This window comes from Dehalococcoidia bacterium (assembly GCA_022449765.1).
Taxonomy (GTDB): Bacteria; Chloroflexota; Dehalococcoidia; order Lucifugimonadales; family Australimonadaceae; genus UBA2963.
Genome location: JAKUPZ010000011.1, coordinates 1 through 15,839, shown reverse-complemented (window position 1 = coordinate 15,839; position 15,839 = coordinate 1). Strand labels below are relative to the sequence as shown.

Sequence of the window (15,839 nt, the reverse complement as noted above, 5' to 3'; positions counted from 1 at the left end):
CAACTGGAGGACTGCGTATATGACTATGAATTATGGCTTGATTCGTACTGTCCAAGTGAGCAATGAAAACGTACCTGGAGTACTTGGGTCGCTAGCAACGGCAATTGGAGGTGCAGGGGCAAACATTGGCAACATACAGACTATGCACATTAGCCAAAATCATGTGTTGCGAGACATCGATGTATACGTAGAAGACGAATCTCATTTGATGGAAGTTTTAAAAGCGATTGCAGGAATCCACGGCGTCAAGGTTGTTGAAACACGTGATGAGGTTATGGATCTCCATCAGGGAGGGAAGATCCAAATAATTAGCAGGCATCCGGTTGACAGCGTAGCTATGCTCAGGAAAATTTATACTCCCGGTGTTGCGGAAGTTTGTCGTGCTATAGTTGATGACCCAATTTTAGCTCGCAGGTTTACTTCAATAGGGAATACGGTTGCCATAGTTACTGATGGCACGGCAGTTTTAGGCTTGGGGAATATTGGCTTACCTCCTTCAATGCCTGTTATGGAAGGTAAAGCCGCGTTACTTCAGCAATTTGCAGGCGTTAATGGAGCACCTCTATTGGTGAACGCGTCTAGCGTTGATGATTTTGTAGATGCGGTGGTACGTGTCTCCCCTACGTACAGCGGCATACATTTAGAAGATATTGCCTCCCCTTGGTGTTTTGAGATAGTTGAAAAGCTTCGCAAGCGATTGAGTATCCCTGTTATGCAAGACGATCAAGATGGTACCGCAGCCGTTGTTTTAGGCGCTGTAATGAGTGCATTAAGGGCTACTGGGAAAAACTTAAGTGATGTGACTATTGGGCAAATAGGGCTGGGAGCTGCAGGTCTTTCTATTTCTAAATTGCTCATGGATGCTAGTGACAAGCCAGTATTAGGGGCTGACCTAGATGAGGCATGTTTAGTGCGCCATCAATCTCTTGGAGGCAAACAGTCCTCACTAGAGGAAGTGATGGCTCTTGCTGACGTCGTTATTGCGACTACAGGAGTACCAGGGCTAATTCCTGAGGATAGCATTAGGAACGGCCAAATTATTTTTGCACTATCGAATCCGGATGCTGAGATCTTGCCTGCTGTTGCACTTGGGGCAGGCGCTGCGCTTGCAGCTGATGGCACTTCAGTTAATAACGTTTTAGGGTACCCAGGTATATGGCGTGGAGCCTTAGGTGTGCATGCAACTACAATTAACCGAGATATGTTAATTGCAGCATCGCGCGCGCTGTGGCAATCTACTCTACCTGGCGAACTAAGCCCGAACCCATTAGATCTATCACTCCACCAGAGAGTAGCTTATGAAGTTGGCAAAGCTGCTGTGGCTACTGGTGTTGGTGAGGAAGATGGGCTTGAGCAGCTTGAGCCTTAATATAACCTTGAGTTTTTATTGCTTAGAAATCTTCGTCTAGAGAGACCTGCCCTGTTACGGCAACCTGATATGCAGAGACCCTTCTCTCAAAGAAATTAGATAATTCTTGGACATCTTGTAATTCCATGAAAGTCAGTGGATTACGCGTACCATAATGGATGGGTAAATCTAGGTTCGTTAGGCGTTGATCTGCAACGTACTCTAAGTACTGACGAACCTCTTGTACAGTCAATCCCGCAACTCCATCGTGCAACAAATCCTCAGCAAATTGTGTTTCACAATCGACGGCTTCTTGAATCATTTGCAGTACTTGATCCTTCATATCCTGATCAAAAAGATCAGGATATTCATCACGAACTTGCCGCACAACTTCTAGAGCAAAGCCCATATGAGCAGATTCATCTCGGAAAACCCAGTTTGTACCGGATGCGAGTCCGTTTAATAGGCCTTTTGATCGCATGAAATAAACATAGGCGAAGGCTGCGTAGAAAAATAACCCTTCAATACAGGTCGCGAAGCAGATTAAATTAAGTAAGAATTGACGCTTTTCGCCCATATTGTCTAAAGAGTCTAATTTATAGACAGAATCAATCCATTTAAATCCAAAATCAGCCTTTTTTTTGATGGAAGGGATTGTATCGATAGCTCGGAACATTTCGTGGCGTTCATCTATGTCAGGAATATATGTATCAAGCAATGTAAGGTAGAACTGGACATGTACAGCCTCTTCAAATAATTGCCTTGATAAATACAGGCGCGCTTCTGGTGAATTGATGTGCTTGTATAGATTCAAGACTAAATTATTGGCTACTATCGAATCCCCAGTGGCAAAGAAAGCAACGAGCCTCCTAATTAAATGCCGTTCAGGGTCCGTAAGCTTCCCGTTTAGATCTTTGATATCGTCGGAAAATTCAACTTCATCAACTGTCCAAGTATTACGGATACCATTCTTATACATTTCGTAGAAATCGGGGTAGCGCATTGGACGTAAAGTAAGATTAAGACCAGGTTCTAGGATCATGATTACCTTCCTAAACTCAACTATCTCTATTGTATCTAGAATACAGATTTGACCAAAGCACTTATAAGGACCAGGTCTATTAATTTAATTGCATATTCACTTACTTAAGCGTTCCAAACCAGAGGAGCTTAATCTAAAACTCGAAAACTGCATCTGATTTGGAGGGAACAATAATTTGATAATGAACTCTTAATTCTTACTGGCAGGCATCACACGATTCAGGGTTCTCTAATGAGCAGGCTAAAGCCTCTGCGTCAGTGTATTCCTTAGCGGGAGTCGAAGCAGCCGTAGTAGTCGTAGTTTGTAATATGCGTGTGGCTGGTCGAGAGCGCAAGTAATAAGTTGTTTTTAAACCTGATTTCCATGCATAGGAGTACATAGAAGATAATTTCCCTATAGTTGGCGATGCCATAAATAAGTTTAGAGATTGGCTTTGGTCTATGTAAGGACCACGAGCTGCAGCCATATCAATCAAAGCCTTCTGGGGCAATTCCCACGCTGTTTGGTATAGCTGTCGAATGTCTTCAGGAATTTCGCCTATATGCTGAATTGAGCCGTCACCAACTTTAATTTTATTTCGAATTTCTTCATTCCAGAGCCCATGTTTTTTAAGGTCAGCAACTAGGTAGTTATTGACTTGCAGGAATTCTCCTGAAAGAGTTTCACGCTTGAACAGATTAGATACCTGTGGTTCTATACATTCGTATGCACCAGAAATTGATGCTATGGTTGCTGTAGGTGCAATCGCAATGAGTAGCGAGTTCCTCAGTCCGAATTGCTTGATCTTTTCTTTTAAAGTAGGCCATTCTTTTTTAGTAGGCTCTACCCCCCAAAAATCAAATTGCAAATCACCGTTTGAAGCTCTCGAATCCTTGAAGGTCTCGTGCGGGCCATACTTTTCAGCAAGATCACAAGAGGTAGATAGGGCAGAGAAATAAATTTCCTCTTGAATTTGTCCTGCGAGTGATCGTGCAGACTGACTATCGAATGGAATTCGCATTTTGAAAAGCACATCCTGTAGCCCCATAACTCCAAGCCCTACAGGCCTCCATTTATTATTTGAATAGGCAGATGAGCTCGTCGGGTAAAAGTTAATGTCTACTACGCGATCAAGATATAGCACCGCGGTGCGAGCTACGTCTCCCAGTCTTTCGAATTCAAATTTTCCTTCATGCGTGACAAAATGCCCAAGATTTATGGAGCCTAAATTACACACTGCAGTTTCATCGTTATTAGTCACCTCTAATATTTCAGTACAGAGATTGGAGAGGTGTATTACGTTTTCTTGCTTTAAGGTCTGATTGGATTTTTTATTAGAAGTATCCTTGAAGGTCATCCATCCATTACCCGTTTGAGCTAAAGTACGCATCATGCGCGCATAGAGCTCTCGTGCAGGCAGCTGCTTTACATATAAATGCTTTGATTCAGCTTCAACGAATCGTTTTTCAAATTCTTCGCCAAAAGTATCTACCAACTCAGGAGTAACTTTTGGATCGAAAAGAGACCAAAGAGCGTCGTCTTCGACTCGTTGCATAAATAAATCTGGCACCCAATTTGCTAGATTTAGGTTATGTGCACGCCTAGCTTCATCTCCTGTATTGTCCTTCAATTCTAAAAAGTCTTCTATATCAGCATGCCATGTTTCAACATAAACGCATGCTGCACCTTTGCGTTTGCCGCCTTGGTTCACAGCGGCAACTGATGAATCTAAAGTCTTTAGCCATGGCACAATTCCATTTGATTGACCATTGGTTCCAGCTATAAGTGAACCTTGAGAACGAACCCTTGAAAAGGAGACTCCAATGCCTCCAGCAAATTTAGAAAGCTTTGCGATATCTGTGTATTTGTTGTAGATGGCCTCCAGGTCATCTATTGGCGAATCGAGCAGGTAGCAAGAAGACATTTGCGGATGCCTTGTGCCTGAATTGAATAGAGTAGGCGAACTTGGCATGTAGTCTAAATTCGACATGAGCTGGTAAAGGCTAATAGCTTCAGTTGGCGTTTCGGCTAAGCCGCAAGCAACGCGAAGAAAGAAGTATTGAGGAGTCTCTAATGAGTTTCGGTTCTCTGGGTGCTTGAGCAGATACCGATCATACAGAGTACGTACGCCGAAATATTCAAACAAATTACTGCATTCTTCTTGAATTGCATTGTTTAATTTACGAGAATTTTCAGACACAAACTCCGCTACTCTATCGTCCATCAATCCTAATGCATGGCCCATGCGCACAGATTGGGAAAATGAGTGAATGTCCTGGTTATGTACTTCTTTATCTATATAGACGTTGAGTAGCCTAGCCGCTAACCTCGAGTATTCTGGTTCTTCGGCTATCAATGAAGCCGCAGTGCGTATAGAAAGTTCATCTAATTCTTGAGTTGTGGCACCGTCATAGAGACCGCTAATTGTACGTGTAGCTACGCGCAGTGGATCAACATTCTCTAATCCGCCGCTGGAACGTTCTACAGCGCGAACAATTTTCATTACATCTGCAGTCTCGTACCCACCGTGGCGCTTACGCACATGCATGGCGGTAGATGGCGCAACCGTGCTGCCACCCAATGGTTGTTCAGGGACCTGCTGATTTGTCAGATCGGTAGTTGGCGTATAGGTCACAAAAGCCCCCTTCCAGTGTAATGAACCCAATAATTAAATAATGCCTCAAATGGTTTAGAAACCAAGAGGCTAGAGCGGTCAGTATGACCCCTATATGTTGGGTCTGTCAAGGCATTCATCGCTATATTTTGTGCAATATTGGTCAATGAATTTTCCTTGAAAAAAAGACAGTAAATTGCAGCAAATTTAAGCGCAAAATTAATTATTTAAGTAACTACAAGTAATTCGCTAGTATTAATTGTCATAAACATGAAATTAAAGAAAAGGTTTGAGCAGGATTATGCTTTTTGGAAAACTATGTGAACATCGTCAGTATTACCGGTAATGAAGCCTGCTTCGCAAGCCGCGAGATAATAATCCCATGTTTTAATAAAATGTTCGTCATAGCCTTGTTGGTGAACTGCATCAATATTTTCCCAAAATTTGGAGCGCCAGGTATTTAAAGTTTTGGCGTAATGAGGGCCAATAGAGGATGTTTGCTTTAGGGACAGCCCTACTTTGCTGGAAACACGCCCCATCTCTTCGACAGAAGGTAACACTCCCCCTGGGAAAATATATTTTTGTATCCAGTTGACGCCGTTTTTTTGAGCTTCATAATTTTCATCACGTACTGTAATAACCTGCATCGCCAGTAAACCATTCTTTTTAAGCGAGTCAAAACTTTTTTGGAAAAAAACTTCAAAAAACTCAGTTCCAACTGCTTCGAACATTTCTATTGAAACGATTTTACTAAAAGTACCTGTGATTTCCCGATAATCAATTAACTTAACAGTTATCAATTTATCCAAGCCTGCGCTTTTAATACGGTCACGCGCTAAATTGAATTGCTCATTGGAGATTGTGATGGTTGTTACTTTACAGCCGTATGTTTTGGCTGCAAATATCGCAAATCCACCCCATCCGGTTCCTATTTCAAGCACGTGATCTTTTTTAGATATCTGCGCGGCTTCGCACATTTTTTTATATTTATTTTGCTGAGCGTTTGCTAATGATTGTTTGGCAGATGCGAAAACAGCACTGGAATAGGTCATGCTTTCGTCAAGGAATAGTCTGAAAAAATCATTCCCTAAGTCGTAATGATCATGAATGTTATGCTTGCTTTGTGAAACAGTGTTCGCTCTTGAATGATGTTGCCGCAAGTTTTTCAATTTGGAGATAAACTTTAAAATCCCTTGATTGAGATTAACGGATTGCCGATTTTCTAGTGCGAGCTGAAGCAATTTTACGAGATCAGGCGAATCACAAATTCCGGACTGATATGCTTCGCCAAAGCCGATCTCACCTGAAAAAATCACTTTCTTATAGAACGAATCGTCACGCACAATCAATGTTGCCCTAGTCCCATTGATTGGCCCGTCATATGAAACACTTGAACCATCAGCAGTTTCAATAACAAGGCTTCCAACTTTGATATTTCGAACCATTGAGAAGAAGGTTTTCTTAGCCAAAGAATCCGGGATTATGAAGCTGAATGGAAATGAGGTCATCTGCTGAATATGCTCTTGTAGGAGAAGTGAATGATGGTCACTATACCTTGCCAATTATTGCAGTATTATCGATTCGGCTCGCTATTACGTTCTTTACACTAGAACGGAAGGATTCGTATAGCCGGGGAGTTATGTTGATAGGCGATGTCTGTTTGACGTTAGAGGGTCGAGGTACGCCAAATTTATCGAGCACAGCCTCACCTACTATCCCGTACCCAGGACCACCAATCTTAGATAAAACCTTATTGATGGAACTCAAAGGGACTGGGCCAACTTTCATGCCTCGTTTCGCAGCAAGATCAACGAAGAGGTAGCCTGCACGTTTCATGCTACCTGCAACTTCATAGAAATTACGTACAAAATCTGATGCGACCCGGGGGAAATCTACGTTAGCTTTGGCCATCCATTCCAATGCGCGGTTGCCAAAATGGGGGACAAGCCTTGTGCCAGGCATTTGAAATGATTTGAGTGTTGCGGCAACAAGAGGTATGAGTTCCGGGTTTTCTTCCACTTGAAGCGCAGTCATTTCACGGTACCAAATAGTATGCAGAGTTTCGCGGCGTTTTACTGCAGTGGCAGATTGCGCAGCATAAGGCGCAACATCACGTAATAGCATACTGATCATGCCATGCCAGTTATCAGTTAAATATTCCTGTGCAATGCCGTATGTGGTTAATTCAACAGGAGTTTTTCCGCAGCAATGTTCATAATGGATACCCTGGACATCAGTCATTTCATTCTTAAGCTGTTCTTCTGAGTAGCCAAGAGATTGAAGCATGTACTGGTATGGAGTGTAGTGAGTGTATTCATCGGGGGTCCAAACAGTGTCATTGAAGCGCGCTAGCCATGGTGCATTGTAGGTAGTTGCACCTTCTCTAAATACTGCAGAGTATGAGTCTGTAGCACATTCAGTGAGCATGGCAAGTTTTAGAATGCCTATAAAATCGTCTTCTGTAATACCTTCAGGTAATTGCTTGACGACTTCTTTAACATCTAGTGAAGCTGCTGATGCCCTTAATTCTTCTGGGTTAACTAAGCGACCAGGCCTTTCTTCAATCTGGTCGACAAGTTTGTCTAATTTGGCAGCAGCACTCTCAGGTAAAAAATATTCACTGTTAATGCTCATTATAATTGCGCTCCTAATGCTGCAGATTCGTGGCATTCGTTTGAATAATGCAGCACCTAAACAAAATCTAACTGATTTCGCGCCTATTTTATAGTACATTGAGTAATAGGTCACTATTTTAAATGCGCCAGTAGCAGCTATTAATGAGATTTAGGCTTACATTTTTATAGGACTTGCTGAAGGAGGAGGGAAATTACTCTCTTCAGGCGTTCCATTAAGAATAATTTCCACACAAGGCATTTTGTCAAAAATTTTTTGCACGAAATAAAATGGTCCCCACCACGGCATATGTAGTTTTTCTTTTAGCTGAATGGATTTAATAACCAGCGAAATAATAGACCTTCGATTTCCAGGAAGACGGTTCCATCTATCTAGGTATTTCAAAATATAGTGATTTCGTTGGCTACGACTAACTATTACTCGGGATTGGCCTGGTATTTGATACCAATTATTACCTTCCACAGTGTAAATGGTTACAGTTGGATCCGATGACATATTCGCTACCCAGTCACGGCGGCCAGGGTAGCCAGAGAGAATGATTTGATCAGAACCGTTCCAATAGTAAGTCACTTCAACTACACGCACTCTACCGGTTCTACGCCCTTTGTGCTCAATGCGGATAGCAAAGCTATTTTTTAAAATGTGTTGAAGTTTCTGTTCCATCAGTAAGCCGTTTAGTTTTATCAGCCAATGCAGGGAATATCTGCCGTAGGATTACAATTGAAACTAGCCCTACGCCTCCCACGTATGTAACGCTTTCACGGGGACCAATTATTTCACCTATTGCTCCCATGACAAACATACCTGGCGCTTGAAAACCGATACCGAGGACGATAGCACCCATTGCCCTTCCTCTTAGCTCAGATCCAACTGCCTCAAGCGCAAGTACCGGCTGCATTCCAGCAAACCCTCCAAGCCCGATCCCTGCAATAAACATCCAAAAAATTGCAAGCCAGTACCAGGGTGACCATGCATATGCAATAGCGGCAGCCATAAGTAACGCTGCCCCAAGTGAGTACACATTTCCCTTATGAATAGGTTTGATTGATGCTATTAGCAAGGCGCCTATCATTGCTCCGAATCCAAGAGAGCTTAGTAATAGGCCGTATTGAATTTCTCCAGTATTTAAAATATCTCTTGCGATTACGGGAACCATTTGCACATAAGGCCAGCCAAAGAAATTGAAGGATGCAGTCAGAAGTACCGTTCCAAGCACCGCTCGATTCGTGCGCATTAGTTCAATTGAGCTACTGACTTGGGAAAGTACGCTTTGTGTCTTTGATGAATAAGCCTGCGGAGTGTTAACGCGCATGCTTAATACAAGTAATAAGGCGCTGGCCATCATGAATGAAATACCTACGTATGCTCCGCCAAAATCAACAAACCTAATAAGGATTGTTCCTAAAAGAGGGCCAATAAGGTTTGAGCCTGTTACAAGGCCTGAATCTAATGCCGTTGCACTAGTAAGCTCCTTACCCTCAAAAAGATCCCCGAGTAAGGCGCGTCTCGCGGCGTAGTCAATCGACCATGTAGTTCCAGTTATAAAAATCATTGCGTATGCATGTATAGCGGTGGCTATTCCTGAATAAAGCGCAATTACCATAAGTACGCCTGCTAGGAAATTAATGGATTGGACACCTCTCATCAACCAATGGCGGGTGAAGCGATCAGCTAGCCCTCCGGAGACAAGGCCGAAAAGGAACATTGGAGCAATACGGCTGACACCAATTAGCGCAACTTGTAGTTCAGAATCGGTTAATTCTAGGACAAACCATGAAAGCACTGCTAGTTCAGTAGCCCTGTACGTATAGTAGAAGGCACCGATGCTCCATACGCGACGGAACACAGGGTTATGCAAAGTATCAAATGTACGATTGGCTATAGAGCTGACATTCAAGAAATTAAAAACGCTTTTCATAATTTTGCTCGATTGTACTCGCTTTCAAAATTTTGCCAAAAGTCTCATTATTTATATAAATATTAAATTTGTTTAAATATTTTTTATAAAGCGACTGTAAAATGAATAGTGACTTCAAAGTATTAGGGTCGTAAAATCACATAAATACATGAACTTGAGGTTCGAATGTTTAAAGCTGCAACTATTGGATCAGTAGTTACTATTGCTTGTGTTTTGGTCCCATTGGTTCACTTTATTACAGCGATACCTGGTGCTTTTATTGGCGGTTATATCGCAGGCTTGCGCATAGCATGCCCCGCAAATAAGTCATTTTTCCTAGGCTCTTTAATGGCACTACAACTTGTAGTGCCAATTTTTATATGTACACTGATAGTAGCAATGCTATTTGAATATTCATTAACATTTGCTGTATACACAAGCCTAGTGTTCGTTGTATGGTTTGGACTGAGTGGAACATTAGGAGTGTATTTGGGTGGAGCAACTGCCAGGAAAAAGAATCAATTGAAATGATTAACTTGGCCGTATTACTTCAGCTGCTAGTTCCATCGGAACCGGATGAAAAAATTCCTTGGTCAGTATATTAAACGAAATTTGAAAAAAGGATTGACAAAACCTTAGCTATGGTACACATAATATGCCTACTCTCACCTAAGGAGTTGAAGGATGGCTAAATCAAGCAAACCGTATGCCCGCCTTCTTCGAGTTAGTACCACTCGAATAGATGGTGGAAGTTTGTTCGGTGCCACTCCCAAAGAAAACTGGGAAAAGTTCGTTTCTCCTGATCGTCAGAACAGAATAGCTATTGGTAACTTCAGCATGTTAATTGACCATGCGGATGGATGGATATTGGTTAATGCAGGACCTGGAGACAAAGCACCTTTGTCTTTGGATGTTGCTCCGATGAGAAGCCGCTCTTCTCTTATTCGTGAATTAAAAGAAATAGGATTAATGGCGAAAGATATTGCCACTGTAATTTACACACACATGCATGACGAACACGTTGGTGGCGGTACCCATATGACTTCATCAGGCCGAGTTTTGCCAACATTCCCGAATGCTCGTTATATCGTCCATAAAGATGCATTAGAGCAGGCTATGCATCCCAGTGAACGGAGCCGGCACTTGTATCGCCCTGACGACCACGAGCCTTTACTCGAAAATGATCAAATGGAAATAGTTAGCGGAACTACTGAAGTATGTGAAGGTGTTTGGGTGGAACCAGCTGTTGGACCTACACCTGGGCACCAGATAGTGATTTGCCAAAACGGACAGTCGACGTATGCTTTTCTTGGATCCTTAGTCCCGACATCGATGCATCTATGGGCAGGAGTCAATTGCGCAACGGATTGGAACCCTGAAGCCACCGCAAGAACAAAAAACGAAATGAAAAGGCAAGCAAACGTTGAAAATTGGAGTGTTGCTCCTGTTGGGTCTGACACTTGGGTAGCCGCCTCTGAACTAGAAGGGCTCGCGGCTTTCAGCATTGGGCAAACACAAATTCCTTCGAAGAAGAAGCAACGCGCCAAGGAAGCAATTACTTCGGACTCACTGCTTGTACGCCGAAGCTCAAGCTCTCCAATTAGCGTTAGATAATACCTTTTTCCTTATAAATCGCGCCTAAATTTTTCTTATCATTCTCGTCGAGCCTCGCGGAATTAAGCAGCTCTGGTCTCCGCTCGAGGGTTCTCTTGAGCGCCTCATTCCTTCGCCATTGAGCTATGGCATTGTGATCGCCAGAAAGTAATATATCGGGGACTTTAAGTCCCTGAAACACAGCTGGTCGTGTGTACTGCGGGAATTGCAAAATACCGGAGGTATGCGAATCGTCAGATATCGCATTCTCGCCATGTCCTAGTGCACCAGGTAAAAGCCTGATTAATGAATCAATTAGAAGCATGGCAGGTATTTCACCACCACTAACGACATAGTCACCGACGCTTATTTCTTCAGTAATATAATTTTGCAAAACTCTCTCATCAATCCCTTCGTATCTTCCACATAAGAGGACAACGCGATCATTTTGTGCTAATCGCTCAGCTTCTCTTTGATTGAATAATTTTCCTTGCGCACTGAGGGCAATGACTGGTGTTCCTGGCTGGAGGCCGAGTGAATTAAGGGCAGCATAAATTGGCTCGGGGCGCATGACCATGCCGGGTCCACCGCCGAACGGAGAATCATCTGTACTTTTATGATTACCAACAGCATAGTCGCGCAAATCATGGGTAATAACTTCTGCTAACTTTTTATCTAACGCCCGCCCTACAATGCCTACATGAAGTGTAGATTGGAATATTTCAGGGAATGTGGATAAGACGTCAATCTTAAGCATCAGTGCCCGCGGTTTTTCCCCGTAAGCTGCCCTAAGGCATGCGGCAATATTGGCAAAAGAATTTCCATTCCTTCGTTAACACCTTTAGGGCTACCAGGTAAATTAATAATTAAAGTTTTGTTTCGTGTTCCTGCAACACCACGACTCAAAGCAGCCATTGGTGTATTTTTAAGACCATTGGAACGTAGTAGCTCAGCAATCCCTGCAGCATGACGCTCAATAATGGAAACGGTGGCTTCCGGAGTAATATCTCTGTCTGAAAACCCAGTACCGCCCGTTGTAATAATTAAATCAATATCACCTTGGTCTACCCAAGTAACCAGAGTATTGGTAATTATATTTTTATCATCAGGTACGATGAGATATTTATTAACCGCATATCCTGCAGAGCTTAAATGGCCATGTATTGCATCTGCACTGGTATCTTTGCGATCTCCGCTAGCACCTGCGTCGCTACAGGTAAGTATTGCCGCTGTGTAACTCATGCTTTGATTGTACCAGTATCAAGTTCCCTGAGTGCTTTCAATGACGCAGTCACATGAATATTCATAAGAACCTCATTGTGAATCACATTTTGTATGACTCCGTTAGTATCAATTACATATGTTACTCGCGAAGTTCCTAAATTAAATTTACGTTGCACGTCATATAGTTTGCGGATTTCCCCTGTGGAATCACTAGCTAGCTCAAAGGGGGAGTAGCACGACGTAGCAAATTGATCTAGCGTACCAACTTCATCAGCACTAATTCCTACTACTATGCCATTGAGTGATTTAATTTCCTCATAGGCATCCCCAAAGCTTTTTGTTTCAATGGTGCAGCCATAGGTAAACGCCCTAGGGTAAAAATACAGGATTATATTGGTTCCTTTATTTTCCGATAGAGTGAACTGCTCACCTGAGCTTAATGTTGCAGTGAAATCCGGAGCGAGGGAATTAATCTTTAGCATTATTGGGCCTATAAACTATGGTAATAGGTTGTATATTTCTGTACGTTTTTTGTTTAAATCTGGGATTTCACTGTCCGGTACAAAAATATTTTTAACCTTAAGTACAGCATACACATCAGTACCCAAAATATCACTTTTTTTAAGGTCAGCTCCCTCTTGAATAAGGGTTCTTGCGCTGTTGACTTTACCCCAATACCCTGCCCATATTAGCGGTGTGGATTTGTAGGAATCTTTCGACTTAATATTTATATCTGCTCCACCACTTATTAGTAATGAAAGCATTTCAGAATTGTCCATTAATACGGCTAAATGCAGGGCAGACGCTCCTTCAAAAGGGAAACCTTTAGGCATGAATGATTTGTTTGGGTTGGTCCCTGCTTCCATATGCAGGCGTACATTTGCCATGTCTTCTTGTGCAATCGCGTCCAGTAGAGAGACTTTTGGAGGCTCGAAGCTTGCGTCTGCGCAGGCAGAGTAAAGAAGTAACCCTAAGGCTGCTATTAAAACTAAGCGCATTGATTGATATCTGGATGAAAGTAACATCATAAATAACTGCCCCAGATAACACTGATTGCGACCATGAATGACAGTACGACAGCTATAGTTGTCGCGACACGTAAACCCACATGAATTATGTCTCTGATATTTACACTGGTACCAATCGCAATCATTGCTACAAGGAAAGTATAGCGGGATACGTCTCTTATTTGATACCCAAGGTTTTCGTCAATTATTCCAACCGACCGTAAGGTCCCTAATAGTAGGAAACCAAATACAAACCAGGGAATATATCGCTGTAAAGTGATGCTTTTGAAGGTAGCTTTTATCCCCCCTTCGTCAAGTTCCATTTCTAATTGCTGCTTCTGTGCAGCCATATTCTTTTTCGACAGAATTAACTCAATAATTACGACTAAAGGAACAAGTAATAAAACCCTGGTGAGCTTTACGAATGTTGCAACTGAGGCTGAGGTGCTACTGACCACTGCAGACGCCGCATACACCTGCGCAACCGCATACACTGCCATGCCAGCAACTACTCCGTAATGGTAATCGCTTAGTCCTAAAGCTGGGGCAAGTAAGGGCAAGATTACAATTTGTGCAGCACCAAGTATCCCGCTGATGGCTATAGCTGAGGTTAACTCTGCAGAGCTTGCTCTTATGATAGGCGCTATTACAACGGCTGCGGAATTTCCGCATATTGAATTACTTGCCCCTATTAATATTGCCAAATTGGAGCTTAGCTTTAGTACTACATGTCCGACGAAATAGGCGAGGAGCATGCTGGCTGTAACGCCTATAAAAATTAAAGCAAAAAGTTGTGGAGTCGACTTAAGTACCTCTTGGAATGCAATGCTTGCCCCAAGAATAGCAATTGAAAATTCGAGGACGTATTTTGCAGAAAATTGCGTACCGGCTCTGTGCCATCGGATTTTGGGAAATAAATTCCTGAATAGAATCCCAAAAAATAAAGCGATAACCAGAGGATCAATGAAGCTTGCAGAAATTCCTTCATTAATCAGGACTATGCAGAGAGAAACGAGCGCGAAAAATCCGAGCCCAGGCAATATCTTTAGCCAATTGCTGGGCAAATTTTGCATTAGAAGCAACAACACTTACATGATGAGGATTTCATGTGTAGGTTTTATCATAATTCTTCTAATAAAGAAGTTCCTGTGACCCTATTATTGAACGGAATTTTGTAGAACTAAGGATAGCAATATGGTCGAATGGCTCTTTACTAAACAGAAGCCCACCATCTGAAACGTATTGCTGTTATTAGGCTCTAATACGTTTCAGATGGTGAAACTCTTTGATTACTGCACGCTTTCCAGGTTTCTACTGTCCCATGGGGCCTTATCTAAACAAATGGCTTTTCATCCCTTAGGCGGGTATTTATGCTGCCTGGCACATCTGATATGAATCTTTTAGGGTATGAAATTGCCTTAATTATCTTCGTATTACGCTGCGCCTTTCCTGGTTGATCGTAAAATGAGTACTCCAGTTGCTGCTGTCGTGACAGGAAAACCTAGGAAACCAACGAACCATAGCATCCCGGCCCAATTATCACCTGCTGAAAATATGCTTCCGAATAAAACACACTCCCCGAAGAAGGTGAAGAGCCCACCCACTATCTGACTCAGGTTTTTCTGCTTGATTATTGCTAAACCTAGAAGCAGCATGACTATGCCATCAAACACGAATATACTTCTTGTAATCGCTTCGCCTAAAGCGAATGCAGCAACAACGTCACCACCCGATGTAGCCCAACTACTCTCTTTTTCTGTTGCAATTAGCTCGATACCCGTTGATACCATAGCAATTCCGGCTATCAGTAAGGCAAAGATTGATGCCAATCCAGCGAGATCAGAACCTGGTTTACTTTCTCCTTGCATGGAACGAGCTAAGGAGTGAATCCCAATAAAAATAATCATAATAGCGACAAACCAACTCACCATACCGATTGAAGCTATTGCATAATTTTCAGACATTCCTTGAAGCTCTTGTGCGAATGTTTGATCATCACCACCTGGGCTGTATAAAAATATCGAAGCGATCGCCAGCAAAGGGCCAACTAACATAAATAATCCGATAAGTTTTTGTGATAACACGATTTGCTCCTTGGCATTGCCATACTAGAAATATAAGGCTAACGCTAGAAGAATAGCACTTTTAAATTACTAAAGAATACGAAATACGCATTTAAAAAATGCAATAATTATAAATAGAAATAATTTAATTTAAATAATTTACGCAAATCGTTGTATGTTAAGTAAATTTGATCTGGAGAGGATGGTCGGGGTGCTCGGATTCGAACCGAGGGACTCCTGCTCCCAATGCAGGCGCGCTACCGAGCTGCGCCAGACCCCGTTTAGATAATTCTAACGTACTTTGCCCAATGAATAAACGGAGCACTTAATTTACCCAAGATTTTTGCTACTAATTAGCCATCGCCCATGCAAATTTTTTTAACCATTAGAAGGAACTTATTTAGTCAAAGCTGCGACTGGCGATGTAACGATACAGCT

The 15,839-nt window shown here is 42.4% G+C and carries 15 protein-coding genes and 1 tRNA gene; 3 read left to right on the top strand and 13 right to left on the bottom strand.

What is annotated here, in order from left to right; translation table 11 throughout:
• Nucleotides 1–25: 25 nt before the first annotated feature.
• Nucleotides 26–1,369, top strand: a complete 1,344-nt coding sequence (locus MK127_06040; GenBank protein MCH2532351.1) for an NAD-dependent malic enzyme — start codon at nucleotides 26–28, stop codon at nucleotides 1,367–1,369.
• A 22-nt stretch (nucleotides 1,370–1,391) separates the two neighbouring features.
• Here MK127_06040 and MK127_06035 read toward each other — a convergent pair whose 3' ends face one another.
• The 6 genes from MK127_06035 to MK127_06010 form a co-directional block, all read right to left on the bottom strand.
• On the bottom strand, nucleotides 1,392–2,390 hold the full coding sequence (locus MK127_06035; protein MCH2532350.1) for a ribonucleotide-diphosphate reductase subunit beta: 999 nt from the start codon (nucleotides 2,388–2,390) through the stop codon (nucleotides 1,392–1,394).
• Between the two features lie 196 nt (nucleotides 2,391–2,586).
• Complete coding sequence (locus MK127_06030; GenBank protein MCH2532349.1) at nucleotides 2,587–4,917, bottom strand: ribonucleoside-diphosphate reductase subunit alpha; 2,331 nt, start codon at nucleotides 4,915–4,917, stop codon at nucleotides 2,587–2,589.
• 365 nt (nucleotides 4,918–5,282) lie between these two features.
• Nucleotides 5,283–6,491: a cyclopropane-fatty-acyl-phospholipid synthase family protein gene (locus MK127_06025; protein ID MCH2532348.1), complete on the bottom strand. Its 1,209-nt coding sequence runs from the start codon at nucleotides 6,489–6,491 to the stop codon at nucleotides 5,283–5,285.
• A gap of 40 nt (nucleotides 6,492–6,531) precedes the next feature.
• Entirely contained in the window at nucleotides 6,532–7,617 is a 1,086-nt protein-coding gene (locus MK127_06020) for a hypothetical protein (GenBank protein MCH2532347.1), read from the bottom strand.
• Between the two features lie 156 nt (nucleotides 7,618–7,773).
• Nucleotides 7,774–8,280, bottom strand: a complete 507-nt coding sequence (locus MK127_06015) for a hypothetical protein (protein MCH2532346.1) — start codon at nucleotides 8,278–8,280, stop codon at nucleotides 7,774–7,776.
• A complete protein-coding gene (locus MK127_06010; protein MCH2532345.1) occupies nucleotides 8,246–9,535 on the bottom strand; it encodes an MFS transporter in 1,290 nt (429 codons plus the stop codon). Before MK127_06010 ends, MK127_06015 begins: the two co-directional genes overlap by 35 nt.
• 165 nt (nucleotides 9,536–9,700) lie before the next feature.
• Here MK127_06010 and MK127_06005 point away from each other — a divergent pair, with 165 nt between their 5' ends.
• Complete coding sequence (locus MK127_06005; protein ID MCH2532344.1) at nucleotides 9,701–10,045, top strand: hypothetical protein; 345 nt, start codon at nucleotides 9,701–9,703, stop codon at nucleotides 10,043–10,045.
• 153 nt (nucleotides 10,046–10,198) lie between these two features.
• Nucleotides 10,199–11,128, top strand: a complete 930-nt coding sequence (locus tag MK127_06000; GenBank protein MCH2532343.1) for an MBL fold metallo-hydrolase — start codon at nucleotides 10,199–10,201, stop codon at nucleotides 11,126–11,128.
• Here MK127_06000 and trmD read toward each other — a convergent pair.
• The 7 genes from trmD to MK127_05965 all read right to left on the bottom strand — a co-directional run bounded on the left by trmD (nucleotide 11,121) and on the right by MK127_05965 (nucleotide 15,681).
• Nucleotides 11,121–11,864, bottom strand: a complete 744-nt coding sequence (trmD, locus tag MK127_05995) for a tRNA (guanosine(37)-N1)-methyltransferase TrmD (protein MCH2532342.1) — start codon at nucleotides 11,862–11,864, stop codon at nucleotides 11,121–11,123. The genes MK127_06000 and trmD overlap by 8 nt on opposite strands.
• Nucleotides 11,864–12,349 (bottom strand): MogA/MoaB family molybdenum cofactor biosynthesis protein, encoded by a 486-nt coding sequence (locus MK127_05990; protein ID MCH2532341.1) that lies wholly within the window; start codon nucleotides 12,347–12,349, stop codon nucleotides 11,864–11,866. Before MK127_05990 ends, trmD begins: the two co-directional genes overlap by 1 nt.
• Nucleotides 12,346–12,813: a peroxiredoxin gene (locus tag MK127_05985; protein MCH2532340.1), complete on the bottom strand. Its 468-nt coding sequence runs from the start codon at nucleotides 12,811–12,813 to the stop codon at nucleotides 12,346–12,348. The genes MK127_05990 and MK127_05985 overlap by 4 nt, the downstream gene beginning before the upstream one ends.
• Before the next feature lie 15 nt (nucleotides 12,814–12,828).
• Complete coding sequence (locus MK127_05980; GenBank protein MCH2532339.1) at nucleotides 12,829–13,359, bottom strand: ankyrin repeat domain-containing protein; 531 nt, start codon at nucleotides 13,357–13,359, stop codon at nucleotides 12,829–12,831.
• Complete coding sequence (locus MK127_05975; GenBank protein MCH2532338.1) at nucleotides 13,356–14,402, bottom strand: putative sulfate exporter family transporter; 1,047 nt, start codon at nucleotides 14,400–14,402, stop codon at nucleotides 13,356–13,358. Before MK127_05975 ends, MK127_05980 begins: the two co-directional genes overlap by 4 nt.
• Nucleotides 14,403–14,771: 369 nt before the next feature.
• Complete coding sequence (locus MK127_05970; protein MCH2532337.1) at nucleotides 14,772–15,422, bottom strand: hypothetical protein; 651 nt, start codon at nucleotides 15,420–15,422, stop codon at nucleotides 14,772–14,774.
• Between the two features lie 182 nt (nucleotides 15,423–15,604).
• Nucleotides 15,605–15,681 (bottom strand) — tRNA-Pro (locus tag MK127_05965).
• Between the last annotated feature and the right edge of the window lie 158 nt (nucleotides 15,682–15,839).

Coding starts and splice junctions, on each gene's coding strand:
- MK127_06015 (MCH2532346.1), bottom strand. CDS start 8,280: ATGGAACAGAAACTTCAACACATTTTAAAAAATAGCTTTGCTATCCGC.
- MK127_06030 (MCH2532349.1), bottom strand. CDS start 4,917: ATGCATGTGCGTAAGCGCCACGGTGGGTACGAGACTGCAGATGTAATG.
- MK127_06025 (MCH2532348.1), bottom strand. CDS start 6,491: ATGACCTCATTTCCATTCAGCTTCATAATCCCGGATTCTTTGGCTAAG.
- MK127_06010 (MCH2532345.1), bottom strand. CDS start 9,535: ATGAAAAGCGTTTTTAATTTCTTGAATGTCAGCTCTATAGCCAATCGT.
- trmD (MCH2532342.1), bottom strand. CDS start 11,864: ATGCTTAAGATTGACGTCTTATCCACATTCCCTGAAATATTCCAATCT.
- MK127_06005 (MCH2532344.1), top strand. CDS start 9,701: ATGTTTAAAGCTGCAACTATTGGATCAGTAGTTACTATTGCTTGTGTT.
- MK127_05990 (MCH2532341.1), bottom strand. CDS start 12,349: ATGAGTTACACAGCGGCAATACTTACCTGTAGCGACGCAGGTGCTAGC.
- MK127_06000 (MCH2532343.1), top strand. CDS start 10,199: ATGGCTAAATCAAGCAAACCGTATGCCCGCCTTCTTCGAGTTAGTACC.
- MK127_06035 (MCH2532350.1), bottom strand. CDS start 2,390: ATGATCCTAGAACCTGGTCTTAATCTTACTTTACGTCCAATGCGCTAC.
- MK127_06040 (MCH2532351.1), top strand. CDS start 26: ATGAATTATGGCTTGATTCGTACTGTCCAAGTGAGCAATGAAAACGTA.
- MK127_05980 (MCH2532339.1), bottom strand. CDS start 13,359: ATGATGTTACTTTCATCCAGATATCAATCAATGCGCTTAGTTTTAATA.
- MK127_05985 (MCH2532340.1), bottom strand. CDS start 12,813: ATGCTAAAGATTAATTCCCTCGCTCCGGATTTCACTGCAACATTAAGC.
- MK127_06020 (MCH2532347.1), bottom strand. CDS start 7,617: ATGAGCATTAACAGTGAATATTTTTTACCTGAGAGTGCTGCTGCCAAA.